The sequence below is a fragment of the Nonlabens sp. genome (genome assembly GCF_965657255.1).
Lineage (GTDB): Bacteria > Bacteroidota > Bacteroidia > Flavobacteriales > Flavobacteriaceae > Nonlabens.
Genome location: NZ_CBFHNM010000001.1, coordinates 408,159 through 424,525, shown reverse-complemented (window position 1 = coordinate 424,525; position 16,367 = coordinate 408,159). Strand labels below are relative to the sequence as shown.

The following is a 16,367-nucleotide window of genomic DNA, read 5'->3' as shown; positions in this document are numbered from 1 at the left end:
ACTTTCTTAGAAGTATTAATTATGTATAGATCACACGATTGTGGTAGCCTGCGTGCTAGCGATATAAATAAAGAAGTAACACTTTCTGGATGGGTTCAAAAAAGCCGCGATAAAGGTTTTATCGTTTGGGTGGATTTGAGAGACCGTTATGGAATTACTCAGTTGCTTTTTGATGAAGAGCGAACTGAAAAAGCACTTATTGAAAAAGCGCAAAAATTAGGTCGTGAATTTGTGATTCAAGTAAAAGGAACTGTAATTGAACGTGAGTCTAAGAATGAAAATATTCCTACAGGAGAGATCGAGATCCTTGTAAAGGAATTAGAAATATTGAGCGAGTCTAAAACGCCTCCATTTACCATAGAAGATAAAACAGATGGTGGAGAAGAGTTGCGTATGAAATACCGCTACCTAGATATACGCCGTAATCCAGTGCGTGAGAACTTGATCTTTAGATCTAAAGTAGCAATGGAAGTGCGTAATTTTCTTGCAAACAAAGACTTTATCGAGGTAGAAACGCCTGTTTTAATCAAATCTACACCAGAAGGTGCTCGTGACTTTGTCGTTCCATCACGTATGAATGAAGGTCAGTTTTATGCTTTGCCACAATCACCTCAAACTTTTAAGCAATTATTGATGGTAGGTGGAATGGATAAGTATTTTCAGATTGTAAAATGCTTTAGAGATGAAGATTTACGTGCCGATCGTCAACCAGAATTTACACAAATAGACTGTGAGATGTCTTTTGTAGAGCAAGAAGATGTTTTGAATATCTTTGAAGACATGACGCGTCACTTATTGAAAAAAGTGAAGAATGTAGATATAGCAGATTTTCCTCGTATGACTTATCAAGAGGCGATGGAAAAATATGGAAATGATAAACCAGACATTCGTTTTGGGATGGAATTTGCTGATATCTCTGCTTTCGCGAAAGCGGGAGAATTCAAAATCTTTAACGAGGCAGAACTAGTCGTTGCGCTAGCGGTTCCAGGTGGTGAAAGCATGACTCGTAAAGAAATCGATAAATTAATCGATTGGGTACGACGTCCACAAGTAGGTGCTACCGGAATGGTTTATGCAAAATGCAACCTAGACGGAACTTATAAATCGAGTGTAGATAAATTTTATTCTCAGGAAGATCTTGCTAAATGGGCAGAAGCTACTGGAGCAGAACCAGGAGATTTAATATGCGTGATGTCAGGACCAGCAAATAAAACTCGTGCGCAATTAAGTGCTTTAAGAATGGAAATGGCAGAGCGATTAGGATTGCGCAATGCAAATGAATTTGCACCTTTATGGGTGGTAGACTTTCCATTATTAGAATGGGATGAAGATACAGAGCGTTACCATGCGATGCACCATCCGTTTACTTCTCCTAAACCTGAAGATATTGAAAAACTAAAAACAGATCCAGGAAATGTGCGTGCAAATGCTTACGATCTTGTGATGAACGGTAATGAGATAGGTGGTGGATCTGTACGTATTTTTGATAAGGAGCTACAAGCTTTAATGTTTGACCATTTAGGGTTTACTCCAGAAGAGGCTCGTGCTCAATTTGGTTTCTTGATGGATGCTTTTGAATATGGTGCGCCACCACATGCAGGACTAGCATTTGGTTTTGATAGATTAGTTTCTATTTTAGGTGGTCAGGAAACGATTAGAGATTTTATTGCTTTTCCTAAAAATAATAGCGGCCGTGACGTGATGATCGATGCGCCTTCTGCTATTGATAACGAGCAATTAAAGGAATTAAATTTAAAGGTTACTGTTTAGAAAAGAACTTGAACTCGAACTTGAATTTGAACTCGAATATTGGTTTCCGAGTATCTTAGGGCTAATAAGTTAATAAGATAATAAACGAGCATTGAGACTTTAAAACGCTACTTTAAGTTTTAAATATCGAATATCGATTAAGTTATATGGAATATTGACATGAAGGTATTAGACTGAGCAATAGTCGCAACCTTTTTATATAGTACGACTTTCAAATATTCACATATCTGTCTTAGGCATGTAATAGTTAATATTTTATTTTAATATATGAATTTTTTAAAATTATTAGGAATCCTACTTTTATGTGCTATTGCAGCAATAGGAGTAGGGTTTTATTTTTTAGATCAAGGTAATGATGATGTTGGACATAAGGTCATAGGTCTATCCACTTTATTTATTTTTCTTATTGTCATGCCTTTATTTATATGGACACGTTATAAAAATAAAGATCTTTCTAAATTTAATTTCAATCAAAAAAATGAAGAAGATGAGGATGAAGACTGGGATATAAATGATAAAAGTCGGTGAAATTAATTGTTTTGAAACTTTATTATAAATAGCATCAATAGCGCTATTTTACTTTTTAAATCCTTTTTAAGTAATAACTTCATCTTATTGCCGACTTTTGTAACAGTACAAAACAACTATGAAAAAAGGCGTATTAATGGTAAATCTGGGGTCACCAGATAGTCCTAACCCAAAAGATGTAAAGAAATACCTCGATGAGTTCTTAATGGACGAGCGAGTGATAGACTTACCTTATATATTAAGAGCAATTCTTGTTAAAGGAATAGTTTTAAACACCAGACCTAAGAAAAGTGCAGAAGCTTATGGTAAAATATGGTGGGATGAAGGCAGCCCTTTGATAGTTCTTTCAGAACGATTACAAGAGAAGATCGATGCCTTTACAAGCGTACCTATTGCCCTAGCGATGCGTTATGGATCGATGTCCATTGAAGAAGGAATGCAAGAACTTCATGACAAAGGTGTTGATGAGGTATTGTTGATTCCTTTGTATCCACAATTTGCGATGGCTACTACTGAGACTATTCAAGTACTCGCTGAAGAGATACGTCAGGAAAAATATCCTCACATGTCTTTTACACACATGCCGCCGTTTTATAATCATCCTGATTACATACGCGTACTTTCTGAATCGATTAAAGAATCATTAGAAGATAAAGATTATGAACATTTATTGTTCTCCTATCATGGTGTTCCTAAAAGGCACATCAGAAAAAGTGATATTACAAAATCTCATTGTAAAATGGACGGTAAGTGCTGCTCTACACCATCGCCAGCACATGAGTTTTGTTACAGCCATCAATGTAAAGAAGTGACTCGATTAGTAGGTGAATATCTAGGCATGGAAGAAGGTACTTATTCAACCACTTTTCAATCACGTTTAGGGTTTGATCCTTGGTTAACACCATATACAGATCGTACGATTGAAAAAATGGGTCTAGGCGGTACTAAGAAAATGGCGATCGCCACTCCAGCTTTTGTAAGTGACTGTCTTGAAACATTAGAAGAAATCGCAATGGAAGGAGAAGAGATTTTCCATGAAGTAGGTGGAGAAGAGTTTCATGTGATTCCATGCTTAAACGATCGTGAAGATTGGGTAAAAGTTTTATCACGATGGATAGATGAATGGGCAATGAGTGAAGTTGCCGCTGTTTAATCATTCGATTCCGCTTTCGCAAAAGCGAGATTATAAATAGATAAAAGGTCTTCATTAATGGAAGGCCTTTTTTATTAAGAAGAAATTTACCTTATTAAATTCTACCTTTACGAATTATGAAAACTGCTCCACTTCCTAAAAATAAATCTATTGCTCTAGGTATTGAGCCTATTTCTAAATTACTGATCAAGCAAGCAGTTCCAGCTTCTATAGGAATTCTTGTCATGTCTCTAAACATATTAATTGATACTATTTTTGTAGGTAACTGGATAGGTTCTATTGCTATTGCAGCTATAAATGTAGTTTTACCGGTATCCTTTTTTATTGCTGCGTTAGGAATGGCAATAGGAATAGGAGGATCTAGTATTATCTCTAGAGCGCTGGGCGCAGATAATCATGAAAAAGCCAAAACCACTTTTGGAAACATGTTATCCCTTACCATTCTTATCACAACGGTAATGGTAGGTTTAGGTCTTATTTTTATAAATGATCTTGTTCCTGCCTTTGGTGGAAAAGGAGAAATATTTGTTCCTGCCAAAATTTATTACCGCATCGTCCTCTATGGAATACCCATGCTGGCACTTTGTATGATGGGAAATAATGTGATAAGAGCAGAAGGGGCTCCTAAACATGCAATGATTGCCATGCTTATTCCATCAATAGGTAATTTGTTACTAGACTATATCTTGATCAATAGGCTGGACATGGGAATGGAAGGCGCTGCGTGGGCGACAACAATAAGTTACGGACTTTGCTTGGCTTATGTCGCTTGGTTTTTTCTATCTGGAAAAAGTGAATTGCTTTGTAGCTGGAGGCATTTTATTTTTAAATGGATTATTTTAAGTGAAATAGGAGCGCTAGGCTTTGTTACTCTTGCAAGACAGGCGACTACAAGTTTGTTGTACTTGATATTGAATAATGTACTCTTTGAATTAGGTGGTGAGAGCAGTGTTTCTGTTTTTGGAATTATAGGAAGAATGATGATGTTTGCCCTTTTCCCTGTTTTGGGAATCACTCAAGGATTTTTACCTATTGCTGGCTACAATTATGGTGCAGAAAAATGGAGTCGTGTACGTGAGGTGATTTTTACCTCTATAAAATATGCTTGTGGCCTAGGGATAGTCATATTTCTAGCACTTTTCTTTTTTACTAGAGATATTGCAAGTGTTTTTACTAAAGATATACAGGTAATAGAAGACACTTCTTTTGCGCTCAAACTGGTTTTTATAGCCGTTCCTATTATTGCCATACAGCTTATAGGATCTGCTTACTATCAAGCGATCGGTAAAGCGATTCCCGCATTATTACTTACCTTGTTACGTACAGGATTTATATTATTGCCTTTGGTTTTGATTTTACCTAGATTTTATGGCGAGTTAGGCGTGTGGATCAGTTTCCCTATTGCAGACGTCGTCTCTACTATTATTACCGCTTACTATTTATGGATGGCTATGAAGAAATTGAAGCCAGCAACTGTATAATTAGAATTTCTTAGTTCCGCTTTCGCGAAAGCGAGGCTTTTAAATATTCCTTAGTTTATTCAAGTATTATGCATGCATAATATATATCTTTGTAAAAATAAACGAGCTAAATGTACACAAAAGAATTTGACGTAAGATGGAGTGATCTCGATGCTAATAGGCATATGGCAAATAGTGCGTATCAAAATTTTATGAGTCATACTCGTATGGCTTTTTTAATTGAAAATGACTTCGGACAGCGAGAAATGGCTCAATATGAAACTGGACCGGTAATTTTCAATGAAAACATATACTATTTTAAAGAAATTCATCAAGGTAGACCAATTACAGTTAGCTGTGAAGTGACAGGTATGAGTGAAGATGGAAGTATGTTTAGCTTTAGACATAACTTTTATGATTATAAAGGTCGCAACGTTGCACGTGGTTTAATGACAGGTGCCTGGATGAACTTAAGAGAGCGTAAAATAACAGCTTTACATACTGATTTATTTGATAAAATTAAGAGCTTTCCCAGGTCTATAGATTTTAAGGTTCTACAAAAATCAGATATGAGGTCTCATGGAGAGTTTCCTGAAGATATCTAATTTGAACTAAACGATTATTAAAAATTTTATTAGTTACGCTTTATTAATGATCTTACAAACGAATTAGTTCTATAATTTCCCTTTCTCATTTTAACATTAAGCTTGATCTAAATCTTTATTTAAATGAATTCAATAAAACAGTCTCTTTTTCAAGATGAAATATTAAAAGAACTTCACTATTCTTTTGGAAGTTTTTATCTATTTCATGGTTTTATAGTTTCAGAAATAAATGAAGGCATTGATTTCTCATGGAAGCATGGGGAAATATTTATAAAAGACGCACTTAGTTTTTATAACAGTGATGGTAAGGATATAGTTTATATATCGCATCGTATTCATAAATATAATGTGAAACCGGTAGATTGGTTAAAATTTACTTCGTACGCTTTGAAACTTAGGGGCTATGCAATAGTTGTAGACAATGCACTAGAAACTAGAAATGCAAAGTTTGAATCTTTATTTGTTCCTTCTAAATTTAGAGTTTTTGATAACTGTTTAGAAGCTGTCCAATGGGCAGCGACTATAAATGAAGATGTAATTTCAAAGGCTATTTAAAACCTTCTTTAGGGCTTACATTTTTTAATCCCGCTTAAGAAAAGAACCTTTGAAGACTAAAGTCGCATCAAGTCACCTTTTTCTTTTTAAGACCTGTTAAAAATACTCCAGTAAAAATAAGTACTCCAGCAACTGACTTTTGCCATGTAATCATATCTTTTCCTAACCCTACAGCAATCAATGTTGCTAATAACGGTTGTAAATAGACAAAAACAGCTACTACACTGGGTTTTAAGGTTCTTATTGCAATAATATTAAGCATGTAGGTTCCAAATGTTGCAAACAGTACGATGTAACCTATATTGAGTAAGGTAGAAGCACTTGCAGTAGAGATTTCAAATTCTAAGCCTTGCACGATACCAAATGGAGTAATGAATATAACTCCGAAAAAGTAAAGCCATTTCATCAAAGTAAAGACATGATATTTTGCCGTAAGTTTCTTTGCTAACAATATGTAGAATGCGTAAGAAATAGCATTTACAAATATGAGTAGATTTCCTAACGTTGGATTTGTCGCCTCTGCACCAGCGTTGGTAGATAGAAATATTAATAATGCAGCACCAGAGAATCCTATTAAAATCCCAACAATACGAGTTGCAAATAACTTTTCTTTCAAAAATATAGCGCTTAAAACAAGAACTATAATAGGCGTACTTACCATTAATACAGAAGCACTAATAGGAGACGTGAGAGAAAGTCCCCACATAAACGTGACCATATTAAAACCTACACCACAAAAGGCAGCAAGTGCAATCGATGGTAACTCTTTAAAAGGCACTTTTTCTTTAGGGCCAGCAAAAATAGATATCACCCAAAAAATAGCACAGGTGATCACTACTCTATACCAAGTTAATCCAAAAGGGCCGATATATTTTGGAGTGACTTCTTTTGCAGCGGTAAAATTATAGGCATAGAAGAGCGCTACAAAAAAGCCGCAAATAATTGCAATTGTCCGTTTGCTCATTTAAGAAAGTGCTACTTTGGCGTCTGCGATTACTTTTTTAGAATTACCTATAAAAGCCTCTTTTTTGTAAATAAGAATGGGTCTTTTAATAAAAGTATAATGATCTAGAAGCAGGTTTCTATAATCTGCCTCAGAAAGGTTTTTTTCATGAAGACCACGACCACGGTATAACTGAGCGCGTCTATTAAAAAGCGCCTCATAAGATCCTGCCTGTTGTTTTAAAAACTCAATTTGCTCTTCAGTCACAGGTTGCTCTTTTGTGTTTTGCAAAAGAATATCTTTAGGAAGTGCTAATTCGCCTTTTATTCGCTGACAAGTATTACAACTATCTAGATAAATGAATGTGTTTTCCATCTGACAAAATTACGATAGCTTTTGTTTAATGAGGTCTTTTAAATAATAATTATATATGAGATTAATTCTTGTTTTAATTGTACCAAGAAAAATACATGAATAAAAAATGGGTTGACTAATTTCTTAGTCAACCCATTTGCTTTTATATAAATCTATTAATTTTTGTTTTCGTTAATAAGATATGGAGTTCTACCGTCTGTAATTATTACTTTACTATTGGTAGATTTGGCTAACTCTATAAAAGCTTCAATACTACGTATTTTTAAAATTTCTGGTGTTAAACCTTGTGCTAAGATCATTTGAGCATCTCTTGTACCAGTGGCTTCAATAATTTTACGATCAGCTTCAAGACGTTCTCTTTGAAGAATAAATTCCATCCTCATAGCATCTTGTTCTGCTTGCAATTTTTGTTCTATGGATAGAGATAAACCGGTAGGTAATTGAATACTCTTCATAAGTACGGCCTCAATAATAATACCTTGTGGCGTTAAAGTCTCTTCCATTTTTTCTTTAATTGCTTTTTCTATATCGGCTCTTTTACCTGAGTGCATGTCTTTAGCAAAAAATTGAGAACATACATCAGAGCTTGCTGAACGAAATACTGCTGACATGACATCTTTGTAGTTAGGTCCTATATTTCTTAAAACCGTAGGTACCTTGTCAACTTCTAGTCTGTAAAGTATAGAGATTTCAGAATCAACACTTAAACCTTCTTTACTAGGTATACGTAAAGCTAGTTTCAAATTATTTGTCTGTATAGATTCTTTAATTACTCTTGTCGTAAATGGGTTAAAAACGATAGTACCTTGGGTGGTAACTTTATCGTCCAGCTTTCCCAATCTTTGTTTAATTCCAGCTTCTCCTGGTCTAATGACTGCACAGCTCGTTACTAATAAAGATGCTGCAAAAAGTGCTATTATTTTTCTCATAGTATTACTATTAATTATACATAGTAAATATCGCTATTATAACCATATATCATTCAAATTGATACGTTATTTATTTCTTAAACAATGGGTTAAATATATGTTAACTGATTTTTACTCATTGAGTCTATTTTTTTTAAGGATATTGATTCTTTGTATATCTATTTTTAATTGGGTATCCTAATTTATCATCATACCTTTAGATTATGAAAGATCAGAACTTGAAATTCAATACCAAAGCGATTCATGGCGGTCAGCAAAACATTGATCCAGCATTTAATTCTGTAATGCCTCCTATATATCAAACAACTACATTTAAACAAAGTACTCCTCATGGTCATAAAGGCTATGAATATGCACGTAGTGGTAACCCTACTCGAGATGCGTTGGAAAAGTCTATGGCTAGTCTAGAAAATGGAAGCTTTGGAATCGCTTTTGGTTCTGGGCTCGCTGCGATCGATGCGGTACTTAAACTATTAAAATCTGGTGATGAGGTTATTTCTACCAGTGACCTTTATGGTGGTTCTTATCGACTGTTTACTAATATATTTCAAAACTTTGGCATTAAATTTCATTTTGTCGAGATGGATAATGTGAAAGAAATTGAGAATAAAATTAATGCAAAAACAAGGCTTATTTGGGTAGAGACACCTACTAATCCTATGATGTCTATCATAGATATTAAAGCTGTTTCTAGAATCGCTCAAAAAAACAATTTACTTCTTGCCGTAGACAATACTTTTGCAACTCCATATTTACAACAACCACTTAATTTAGGAGCAGATATTGTTATGCATAGCGCTACAAAATATTTAGGTGGACATAGTGATGTGGTTATGGGATCTTTAGTAGTTAAAGATGAAACACTAGCTAACAAGTTATATTTTATCCAAAACGCAAGTGGTGCGGTTCCTGGACCACAAGATTGTTTTTTAGTATTAAGAGGTATAAAAACGTTACATGTGCGCATGCAGCGGCATTGTGAGAATGGAAAAGCAGTCGCCATGGCGTTACAGCAAAACTCAAAAGTTGCAAATGTTTATTGGCCTGGTTTTGATGATCATCCTAATCATTTAATTGCCAAAAAGCAGATGAGTGATTTTGGTGGCATGGTTTCTTTTACAACTTCTGAGGGAACTTTAGAAAGTGCCGTAAGAGTAGTGGAGCGACTTAAAATTTTCACACTGGCAGAATCTTTAGGTGGTGTAGAGTCTTTAGCCGGTCATCCTGCAAGTATGACACACGCTAGTATTCCTAAAGAAGATCGTGAAAAAACAGGAGTGGTTGACTCACTTATTAGACTTAGTGTAGGAATTGAAGATATAGAAGATTTACTTGAAGATCTAGAACAGGCTTTCCTTTAAAATTTAACTAAAACAGACTGTTTATTTAACTAAAAAACAAATTGAAGAATTAGAAACTACTATACATTTACCTTATAATTTTAAAGTCATATACCATGGCAAATAAATCAGCAAAAGGCCCGAAAAACTTCGGTAAACCTTCTTCAAAGCCTGCAGCAGCAATGCCTAAAGCTAAGAACTCTGCTTCTAAAAAGAAGTAATTGTTCTACACACACGATCCGATCGTGTGAAACTAAAACTAATAAAAAAGAGCCGTTTCCTTAAAAAAGAAACGGCTTCTTAAGAAGGTTATTTTTTAGAGTACTCCAATTCTTTTTGATCTACAGTATAATCAAATACTTTCACACCTTTGGTGTCATATATCGTAAGTTTTAATGATCTATTACCCTTATTTCCTGTTACATCTATAATTCCAAAATTATGTTTGTAATAAGTTTTATCTTTAACCTGTAAAGTATTTCCTTCTTCTCTAGCTTGATGAATTCCCGCTGTTAGTGGAGAACAGGTAATGTCAATTAATGGATAAGCGTCCTTACGCTCTAATCTTGATATTTCTGTATGATGTCTATCACCACTTATAAATAACACACGCTCAATACGTTCTTCATGTAATCGATTTAATAGGCGTTTTCTTTCTCCTGGATAAGTGGCATAATTCTCATAAACAGCTGCATCACTAATAATTTGTCCACCAGCTACAACAACTTTAAAGGACGCATTACTTGCAGTTAATGCATCAATAAGCCAGTCTAATTGCTCTTTTCCAAAATAATCTTTATCATCATCCATGCTTTTATTAGGTGCACGATGGTAACGATCGTCTAGAAAAAAGAACTCTACGTCATTAAAAGGGAAATGCTGTGTAACGCCACCATTGCCAGCTGCATTAGTATTTAGATTACCCCAATAATCATTAAAGGCTTTTTCTGTTATTTTTTTATGCACATAACTTCGGTCAGAATCATTAGGTCCGTAATCATGATCATCCCAGGTGGCATAATGATGCACACTACCTAATAATGGTTGTAACTGTGGTAAAGCACGTGTGTTTCTATGGCGATATCTTATACCTGTTTCTGTTAAAAAATCTGGCGTCCTCAAGTATATATTATCTCCTGACCATAGCATTAGATCAGGATCTTTAGATAAAATACTATTGAAAACTTCATAATGACCACCATACGGCGATGGTCTATCATCTTTTTGATCATTAATAAAGGTGCAAGAACCTATAGCAATTTTAAAATCTGGTGGGTTTTCTCTGTACTGCCATAAAGTCTGTGTTTGAAATTCTAACTTATAATCTCTAGGGACATACATATTGTTAATATATAGCTTGTAAGTATAGGTTGCACCATAAATAACTTCTCGAGGATAAAGTTTTGCTATTAGATCGTTACTGGCATCGGTTATGACTGTTTCTGTAAATCGCATATCTTCATTGCCAGTAAAGTACCCAATTTTTACTTCGGCTGGGGCTTTAGTTTGTACCCATATAAGCACTTCTCTAAAATCAGAATAACCTAGCATAGGGCCAGATTGCAACAAAGACTCTTGCGAAACTGAAAAATTTGAAATAAATAAAAAGAGTAAGAGTAATTTTTTCATAGTATATTTTGAGTGTTAAAGATCTTAAAATTATATGGATTCCATATCAACTTAGGGTTAATTCTAATTTAAGAATATATAAGGTATTCGCTTTCGCGAAAGCGAGACAATAGTTATCTGATATTTTATAATTTATGATCTGCGTTTCATAAATGGTTGGAGAATTATGCATATTTGTTAAAATAATTAAACAAAGAAGTGGCAGTTAAGAAACTAATTATAGGTCGCACTGACCGAGCAGATTTTCCTAAATTGGAAATTAAAGGGATTGATATAAAAATCGATACAGGAGCCTACACCAGTAGTATTCACTGTAAAGATATTGAAGAAACTGACGGCGTGTTATATGCTACTTTGTTAGATGAAGAGCATGAACAGTATCACGGTAAGCGTTTAAATTTTGAGGAATATGAAGTTACGAGTGTACGCAGTAGTAATGGTACCGTTGATTTACGTTATAAAGTTCAAGCAAATATCAGACTTTTCAAAAAACTTTATAAAATCTCTTTAACCTTAAGTAATAGAGAGGAAATGAAATATCCTGTTTTAATAGGACGCAAATTTCTATCTTCTAAATTTATAGTCGATACAGAACTTCAAGATATCTCTTATTTACAATCGCAAAATGAAGATTAATATTTTATCTAGAAGTGCAAGTCTTTATAGTACAAAAAGATTAATTGAAGAGGCAAGGAAGGCTGGTCATATCGTCAAGGCAATGAATGTTTTGCACTGCGACATAAAATTAGAAAAGCAAAAGCCTACTGTTTATTATCATGGAGAACGTATCGTAACACCAGACGCAATTATCCCTCGTATAGGTGCGAGCATTACTTTTTATGGGACAGCAATAGTAAGACAGTTCGAAATGATGAATTGCTTAACAACAGTTAGTTCTACTGCTTTAGTACGCAGTAGGGATAAACTACAAAGTCTACAATTACTTTCAAGAAGCGGTGTAGATATGCCTATGACAGTTTTTACCAACTTTGGAGAGCATACAGATGATATTTGTAAACAAGTAGGTGGTCCGCCTGTAGTGATCAAAGTCCTAGAAGGAACTCAAGGTATAGGTGTAAACCTTGCAGAAACTATCGAGGCCGCAGATGCCATTATTGATGCTAATAATGAATTGAGAACTCGCGTTATTATTCAAGAGTTTATCAAAGAAGCTGGTGGAGCAGATTTAAGAGCCTTTGTTGTGGGAGATAAAGTTGTAGGAGCCATGAAAAGGCAAGCCCAAAAAGGTGAATTTAGATCTAACCTTCATCGAGGTGGAACGTCTAAAAGTATTACTTTATCAAAACAAGAAGAACAGACGGCACTAAAGGCAGCAAAATCTTTAGGTTTAGGAGTTTGCGGTGTAGATTTACTTCAAAGTAGTCGTGGACCGTTAGTTCTCGAGGTAAATAGTTCTCCAGGTTTAGAAGGGATTGAAGCTGCGACTGGAAAAAATATAGCGCGAGAAATTATTACATATATTGAAAAAGAACTGCATGCTTAAACAACTTAAAATATTTAATACGGTAATTGAGCCAGGCAAGAGTTACAAGCTTAATTTTAATATGGCAAAACTTTATACATCAACAAGTATAGAGGTGCCTGTCTTAGTAGAGCGCAGTAAAAAGGCTGGTCCAGTTGTTTTAGTTACTGGTGGCATTCATGGTGATGAAATTAATGGTATTGAGGTAGTACGACAGCTTATTGTCAAAAAATTAAATAAACCAGTCATTGGGACGATAATAGCGATTCCAGTTCTAAATATTTTTGGATTTTTAAGTGGGACAAGAGAATTTCCTGATGGAAGAGATTTAAACCGAGTGTTTCCAGGTACAAAATCTGGTCCGTTGGCAAGTAGATTTGCTTATCAAATAACACAAGAGCTACTGCCACAAGTAGATGTAGTATTGGATTTTCATACTGGTGGTGCACAAAGGTTTAATGCTCCTCATTTAAGAGTCGCACAGACAGAAACTAGTTCATGGAACCTCGCTCAAATTTTTAACGCACCATTCTTAATGAACGGTAGTAATATTAAAAAAACCTTTAGAGGTACCTGTGCAGACTTAGGTAAAACGTATTTACTATTTGAAGGTGGAATGTCTAATAAAAGTGATAAACATATAGTTGCAACTGCTGTAAATGGTACGGTTAGGGTTTTGAATCATTTAAAAATGTTACATACCACGGTAGAAGTTAAAAAGCCAGAAAAAGAGTCTATCGTTATAACAGATTCAAAATGGGTGAGAGCTAACTATTCTGGTTTATTGCACCCTAAAGTTCCTTGTGGTAAGAAAGTGGAAAAAGATGAGTTTCTTGCTACCATTACAGATCCTTATGGAGAATTAAGGTATAAAGTAAAGTCTCCACATGCTGGCTATATTATTAATGTGAATTATAGCCCATTAGTTTATCAAGGTGATGCTATTTTTCATATTTCTAGACACGATGAATAAAAAAGAGCTAAGGAAAACATACTTAAACTTAAGAAAAGCACTTTCTGATAACCAGATAGAGCAGTACAGTCTTCAGATCTCAAACTGGGCGCTTCAACTTGATATTTGGCAACACTCTAATTATCATATTTTTTTGCCTATTACTAGGCAAAAGGAAATCAACACAGAATATTTACTTCACGTATTACAGGGAAAAGATAAAAATATAATTGTTTCTAAATCTAATTTTGAGAATTTCAGGATGAAACATTATTTATTGACAGATCAAACAAAACTTATTGTCAATTCTTATGGTATTCCAGAACCTGATGAAAAAGGAATATCAATTAGTGAAGAAAGTATTGACGTTGTGTTTGTTCCTTTGTTAGTGGCAGATAAAAACGGCAACCGTTTAGGTTATGGAAAAGGTTTTTACGATAGATTTTTGAAAAAATGTAGGCCAGATACTCTTAAAATAGGATTGTCTTTTTTTGAACCGTTAGAGTCAACCATAGATGCTGATATTCATGATATAGCATTAGATTATATCATTTATGATCAAGGTTTTTTGATTATCCATTAAAAGTGGTTAGGATTTTAATTAGCCTTAGCGATAATTTAAAGAGTTCATTTTTTTTTCCAAATACCTGTATGATGTAGGATAATGAACATTAGTCATAGATCTTTTTATAGGTAATCGATCATCAAAATCTTGCATCCTTCATTCTGCACAACACGCTTGATGAAAAACAAGGAAAAGTACCAATCATACAACCGCTTCTTATTTTATCATCTTGCCTATCAATCAATAGAGAATCTATGTTGAAGGCATGATCAATGAAAATCAGTTGCTAAAATTTTGTGATTTAAATAATCATCTATGATTCTTTTTCCGTTTCTGGAAACGCCTTTTTGCTAAAGAGTATTAAAAGCATCACTCCTATAGTGATAGCACTATCTGCCACATTAAAAATGGCGTTGAAGAATTTAAAGGACTCTCCACCTACAAACGGCATCCAGTCTGGCCAGGTACCTTCAAATAATGGAAAATACAACATATCTACTACATGACCACCACCTATGCCAGCATAGCCTTGTTCTGGAAATGCAGTCGCGATGGCACCATGATAGCTGCCAGAGAAGATCACGCCATAGAAAATAGAGTCTATTATGTTACCTAACGCTCCTGCAAAGATTAATGAAATGCATACAATCAAAATTTTGTGACCGTTCTTTTTTATACTACTAACCAACCAATAGCCAATTCCAAAAATTGCAAATACTCTAAAAACAACTAAAATAAGTTTGCCATAATCACCAGGTATTTCCATTCCCCAGGCTGCCCCAGCATTTTCATAAAAGAGCAATTTAAACTTTCCCCAGTCCACGATAGCCTCACTATTACTGCTTGTTAAGGTATAGTTTAATTTTATGTAAATTTTGCTTACTTGGTCTATTATAAGGACCAGAAGGATAATTATTATAGCTTTAGATAACTTCATGAATTGCTTTTCAATAATGTAAAAATACTACTTCTTAGTCTTTTTAAGATGGCTTATGTTACCAGAAACTGTTTCAATTAAGGCAAAATATTTGATTAAATTAGGTTTTTTAAATGTAGAGACTTTTCCTGATCTTGAAAAAACTGTGGTGCTATAATCGGTTAGCTCTAAAAAAACATCTGCATAGGCAGATACGTAGGTTACATCACCTTTGAGTTTATTTATTTTACAACTACCAGATAATTGATTGATATATATCTTTTTAAAATCGCCACTAATCGATATATCAGCACTTTGAGTGTTGATGATTAAACTTTTGTTTTTAGGTAAAAATAAAGTTGCTTTACCATCTATAACTTTGTGAGCGCTCAATTTGTCTTCAGGAAACGAAAAGGACGGACTGATCGGATCTGTAATCAATAAGGAATCATTTCTAATACTGCTGGACAGTATTACTGCATTTTTGTATTCGCCGCTTTGATCAGTTGTAATTTTTACATTATTGTTGTCTGTAGTTTTTATTTCTAACTCTAGATATTGATTTAAGTCTATATCTACAACATTGAAAGAGCTTTGTAAAAATTGAGTTTCATTTTTTACAGATGATGATTGTTGAGCATCCGCTTTCGCGAAAGCGAGAACGAAAAAAATAAATGAGACATAAAAAAACCTTTGTAAACTGGAACAAGCAAGATGTTTATTCATTTTACAAAGGTTTAAGTTAGAGTTCTCTTAATTAGAGAAAAACAGTTTTTACTGCATGTTTTTTGCTTCAATACTTAAAGTTGCATGAGGCACTAACTCTAACCTTTTTTTATTGATTAGTTTTCCTGTAACACGACACACACCATAAGATTTGTTTTCAATTCTTATCAATGCATTTTTAAGGTCGCGTATGAACTTTTCTTGACGTATAGCTAGTTGCGCACTTGTTTCTTTACTCATTACGGCACTACCTTCATCAAAGGCTTTAAACTGCGGTGCAGTGTCGTCTGTACCATTATCAGAATTATTCGTATAAACCGTTTTGATCAATTCATACTGATCTTGAGCTTCCTTAATTTTTGTGTTAAGTATTTCTCTAAAGTATGCTAGATCAGCATCTCCGTATCTTAGTTTTTCATCTGTATTTGCACTCATTTT

General features: G+C 34.4%; 18 protein-coding genes. 11 read left to right on the top strand and 7 right to left on the bottom strand.

Annotated elements, in window-relative coordinates; translation table 11 throughout:
• Positions 1-21 precede the first annotated feature (21 nt).
• The 6 genes from aspS (at position 22) to ACTF54_RS01895 (ending at position 6,071) form a co-directional block, all read left to right on the top strand.
• Entirely contained in the window at positions 22-1,770 is a 1,749-nt protein-coding gene (gene aspS, locus ACTF54_RS01920; RefSeq protein WP_347196404.1) for an aspartate--tRNA ligase, read from the top strand.
• Positions 1,771-2,037: 267 nt separating this feature from the next.
• Positions 2,038-2,298, top strand: a complete 261-nt coding sequence (locus ACTF54_RS01915; RefSeq protein ID WP_438968599.1) for a hypothetical protein — start codon at positions 2,038-2,040, stop codon at positions 2,296-2,298.
• A 118-nt stretch (positions 2,299-2,416) separates the two neighbouring features.
• Positions 2,417-3,451, top strand: a complete 1,035-nt coding sequence (gene hemH / locus ACTF54_RS01910) for a ferrochelatase (RefSeq protein ID WP_438968598.1) — start codon at positions 2,417-2,419, stop codon at positions 3,449-3,451.
• 116 nt (positions 3,452-3,567) lie between these two features.
• A complete protein-coding gene (locus tag ACTF54_RS01905; RefSeq protein ID WP_347203112.1) occupies positions 3,568-4,932 on the top strand; it encodes an MATE family efflux transporter in 1,365 nt (454 codons plus the stop codon).
• A 110-nt stretch (positions 4,933-5,042) separates the two neighbouring features.
• Positions 5,043-5,516 carry an acyl-CoA thioesterase gene (locus ACTF54_RS01900; protein ID WP_347196408.1) on the top strand — a complete coding sequence of 158 codons (474 nt, stop codon included), beginning with the start codon at positions 5,043-5,045 and terminating at the stop codon, positions 5,514-5,516.
• Positions 5,517-5,639: 123 nt separating this feature from the next.
• Positions 5,640-6,071, top strand: a complete 432-nt coding sequence (locus ACTF54_RS01895) for a hypothetical protein (RefSeq protein ID WP_347196409.1) — start codon at positions 5,640-5,642, stop codon at positions 6,069-6,071.
• 67 nt (positions 6,072-6,138) lie between these two features.
• Here the strand turns inward: ACTF54_RS01895 and ACTF54_RS01890 are convergent, their stop codons facing one another.
• The 3 genes from ACTF54_RS01890 to ACTF54_RS01880 all read right to left on the bottom strand — a co-directional run bounded on the left by ACTF54_RS01890 (position 6,139) and on the right by ACTF54_RS01880 (position 8,318).
• A complete protein-coding gene (locus tag ACTF54_RS01890) occupies positions 6,139-7,035 on the bottom strand; it encodes a DMT family transporter (RefSeq protein ID WP_347196410.1) in 897 nt (298 codons plus the stop codon).
• The gene (locus ACTF54_RS01885; protein ID WP_347196411.1) at positions 7,036-7,389 is read right to left on the bottom strand and encodes an arsenate reductase family protein; all 354 of its coding nucleotides are present in this window, start codon (positions 7,387-7,389) and stop codon (positions 7,036-7,038) included. It abuts the gene before it with no gap.
• 155 nt (positions 7,390-7,544) lie between these two features.
• A complete protein-coding gene (locus tag ACTF54_RS01880) occupies positions 7,545-8,318 on the bottom strand; it encodes a prohibitin family protein (protein WP_347196412.1) in 774 nt (257 codons plus the stop codon).
• Between the two features lie 218 nt (positions 8,319-8,536).
• Here ACTF54_RS01880 and ACTF54_RS01875 point away from each other — a divergent pair, with 218 nt between their 5' ends.
• Positions 8,537-9,679: a trans-sulfuration enzyme family protein gene (locus ACTF54_RS01875; protein WP_347196431.1), complete on the top strand. Its 1,143-nt coding sequence runs from the start codon at positions 8,537-8,539 to the stop codon at positions 9,677-9,679.
• Between the two features lie 288 nt (positions 9,680-9,967).
• On the opposite strand, the gene ACTF54_RS01870 is transcribed toward ACTF54_RS01875, so the two are convergent.
• On the bottom strand, positions 9,968-11,287 hold the full coding sequence (locus ACTF54_RS01870; protein WP_438968597.1) for an alkaline phosphatase D family protein: 1,320 nt from the start codon (positions 11,285-11,287) through the stop codon (positions 9,968-9,970).
• Positions 11,288-11,485: 198 nt separating this feature from the next.
• Between ACTF54_RS01870 and ACTF54_RS01865 the strand changes: the two genes are divergently transcribed.
• From ACTF54_RS01865 to ACTF54_RS01850, 4 genes are read left to right on the top strand one after another with little or no spacing between them, the layout of a single operon-like run.
• Positions 11,486-11,923: an ATP-dependent zinc protease family protein gene (locus tag ACTF54_RS01865; RefSeq protein WP_347196414.1), complete on the top strand. Its 438-nt coding sequence runs from the start codon at positions 11,486-11,488 to the stop codon at positions 11,921-11,923.
• Positions 11,913-12,791, top strand: a complete 879-nt coding sequence (gene rimK, locus ACTF54_RS01860) for a 30S ribosomal protein S6--L-glutamate ligase (protein WP_347196415.1) — start codon at positions 11,913-11,915, stop codon at positions 12,789-12,791. The genes ACTF54_RS01865 and rimK overlap by 11 nt, the downstream gene beginning before the upstream one ends.
• On the top strand, positions 12,784-13,743 hold the full coding sequence (locus ACTF54_RS01855) for a succinylglutamate desuccinylase/aspartoacylase family protein (RefSeq protein ID WP_347196416.1): 960 nt from the start codon (positions 12,784-12,786) through the stop codon (positions 13,741-13,743). The genes rimK and ACTF54_RS01855 overlap by 8 nt, the downstream gene beginning before the upstream one ends.
• Complete coding sequence (locus ACTF54_RS01850) at positions 13,736-14,305, top strand: 5-formyltetrahydrofolate cyclo-ligase (protein WP_347196417.1); 570 nt, start codon at positions 13,736-13,738, stop codon at positions 14,303-14,305. Before ACTF54_RS01855 ends, ACTF54_RS01850 begins: the two co-directional genes overlap by 8 nt.
• Positions 14,306-14,600: 295 nt before the next feature.
• On the opposite strand, the gene ACTF54_RS01845 is transcribed toward ACTF54_RS01850, so the two are convergent.
• The 3 genes from ACTF54_RS01845 to ACTF54_RS01835 are packed head-to-tail and all read right to left on the bottom strand — an operon-like array spanning position 14,601 to position 16,364.
• Positions 14,601-15,224, bottom strand: coding sequence for a lipoprotein signal peptidase (locus ACTF54_RS01845; protein WP_347196418.1), 624 nt, complete (start codon positions 15,222-15,224; stop codon positions 14,601-14,603).
• A 27-nt stretch (positions 15,225-15,251) separates the two neighbouring features.
• Entirely contained in the window at positions 15,252-15,929 is a 678-nt protein-coding gene (locus ACTF54_RS01840; protein WP_347196419.1) for a hypothetical protein, read from the bottom strand.
• Positions 15,930-15,977: 48 nt separating this feature from the next.
• Positions 15,978-16,364 (bottom strand): TraR/DksA family transcriptional regulator, encoded by a 387-nt coding sequence (locus ACTF54_RS01835; RefSeq protein ID WP_347196420.1) that lies wholly within the window; start codon positions 16,362-16,364, stop codon positions 15,978-15,980.
• Between the last annotated feature and the right edge of the window lie 3 nt (positions 16,365-16,367).

Excerpts from the sequence above, each read along its gene's own strand:
- aspS (WP_347196404.1), top strand. The coding sequence starts at position 22 with ATGTATAGATCACACGATTGTGGTAGCCTGCGTGCTAGCGATATAAAT.
- ACTF54_RS01915 (WP_438968599.1), top strand. The coding sequence starts at position 2,038 with ATGAATTTTTTAAAATTATTAGGAATCCTACTTTTATGTGCTATTGCA.
- hemH (WP_438968598.1), top strand. The coding sequence starts at position 2,417 with ATGAAAAAAGGCGTATTAATGGTAAATCTGGGGTCACCAGATAGTCCT.
- ACTF54_RS01905 (WP_347203112.1), top strand. The coding sequence starts at position 3,568 with ATGAAAACTGCTCCACTTCCTAAAAATAAATCTATTGCTCTAGGTATT.
- ACTF54_RS01900 (WP_347196408.1), top strand. The coding sequence starts at position 5,043 with ATGTACACAAAAGAATTTGACGTAAGATGGAGTGATCTCGATGCTAAT.
- ACTF54_RS01895 (WP_347196409.1), top strand. The coding sequence starts at position 5,640 with ATGAATTCAATAAAACAGTCTCTTTTTCAAGATGAAATATTAAAAGAA.
- ACTF54_RS01890 (WP_347196410.1), bottom strand. The coding sequence starts at position 7,035 with ATGAGCAAACGGACAATTGCAATTATTTGCGGCTTTTTTGTAGCGCTC.
- ACTF54_RS01885 (WP_347196411.1), bottom strand. The coding sequence starts at position 7,389 with ATGGAAAACACATTCATTTATCTAGATAGTTGTAATACTTGTCAGCGA.
- ACTF54_RS01880 (WP_347196412.1), bottom strand. The coding sequence starts at position 8,318 with ATGAGAAAAATAATAGCACTTTTTGCAGCATCTTTATTAGTAACGAGC.
- ACTF54_RS01870 (WP_438968597.1), bottom strand. The coding sequence starts at position 11,287 with ATGAAAAAATTACTCTTACTCTTTTTATTTATTTCAAATTTTTCAGTT.
- rimK (WP_347196415.1), top strand. The coding sequence starts at position 11,913 with ATGAAGATTAATATTTTATCTAGAAGTGCAAGTCTTTATAGTACAAAA.
- ACTF54_RS01855 (WP_347196416.1), top strand. The coding sequence starts at position 12,784 with ATGCTTAAACAACTTAAAATATTTAATACGGTAATTGAGCCAGGCAAG.
- ACTF54_RS01850 (WP_347196417.1), top strand. The coding sequence starts at position 13,736 with ATGAATAAAAAAGAGCTAAGGAAAACATACTTAAACTTAAGAAAAGCA.
- ACTF54_RS01845 (WP_347196418.1), bottom strand. The coding sequence starts at position 15,224 with ATGAAGTTATCTAAAGCTATAATAATTATCCTTCTGGTCCTTATAATA.
- ACTF54_RS01840 (WP_347196419.1), bottom strand. The coding sequence starts at position 15,929 with ATGAATAAACATCTTGCTTGTTCCAGTTTACAAAGGTTTTTTTATGTC.
- ACTF54_RS01835 (WP_347196420.1), bottom strand. The coding sequence starts at position 16,364 with ATGAGTGCAAATACAGATGAAAAACTAAGATACGGAGATGCTGATCTA.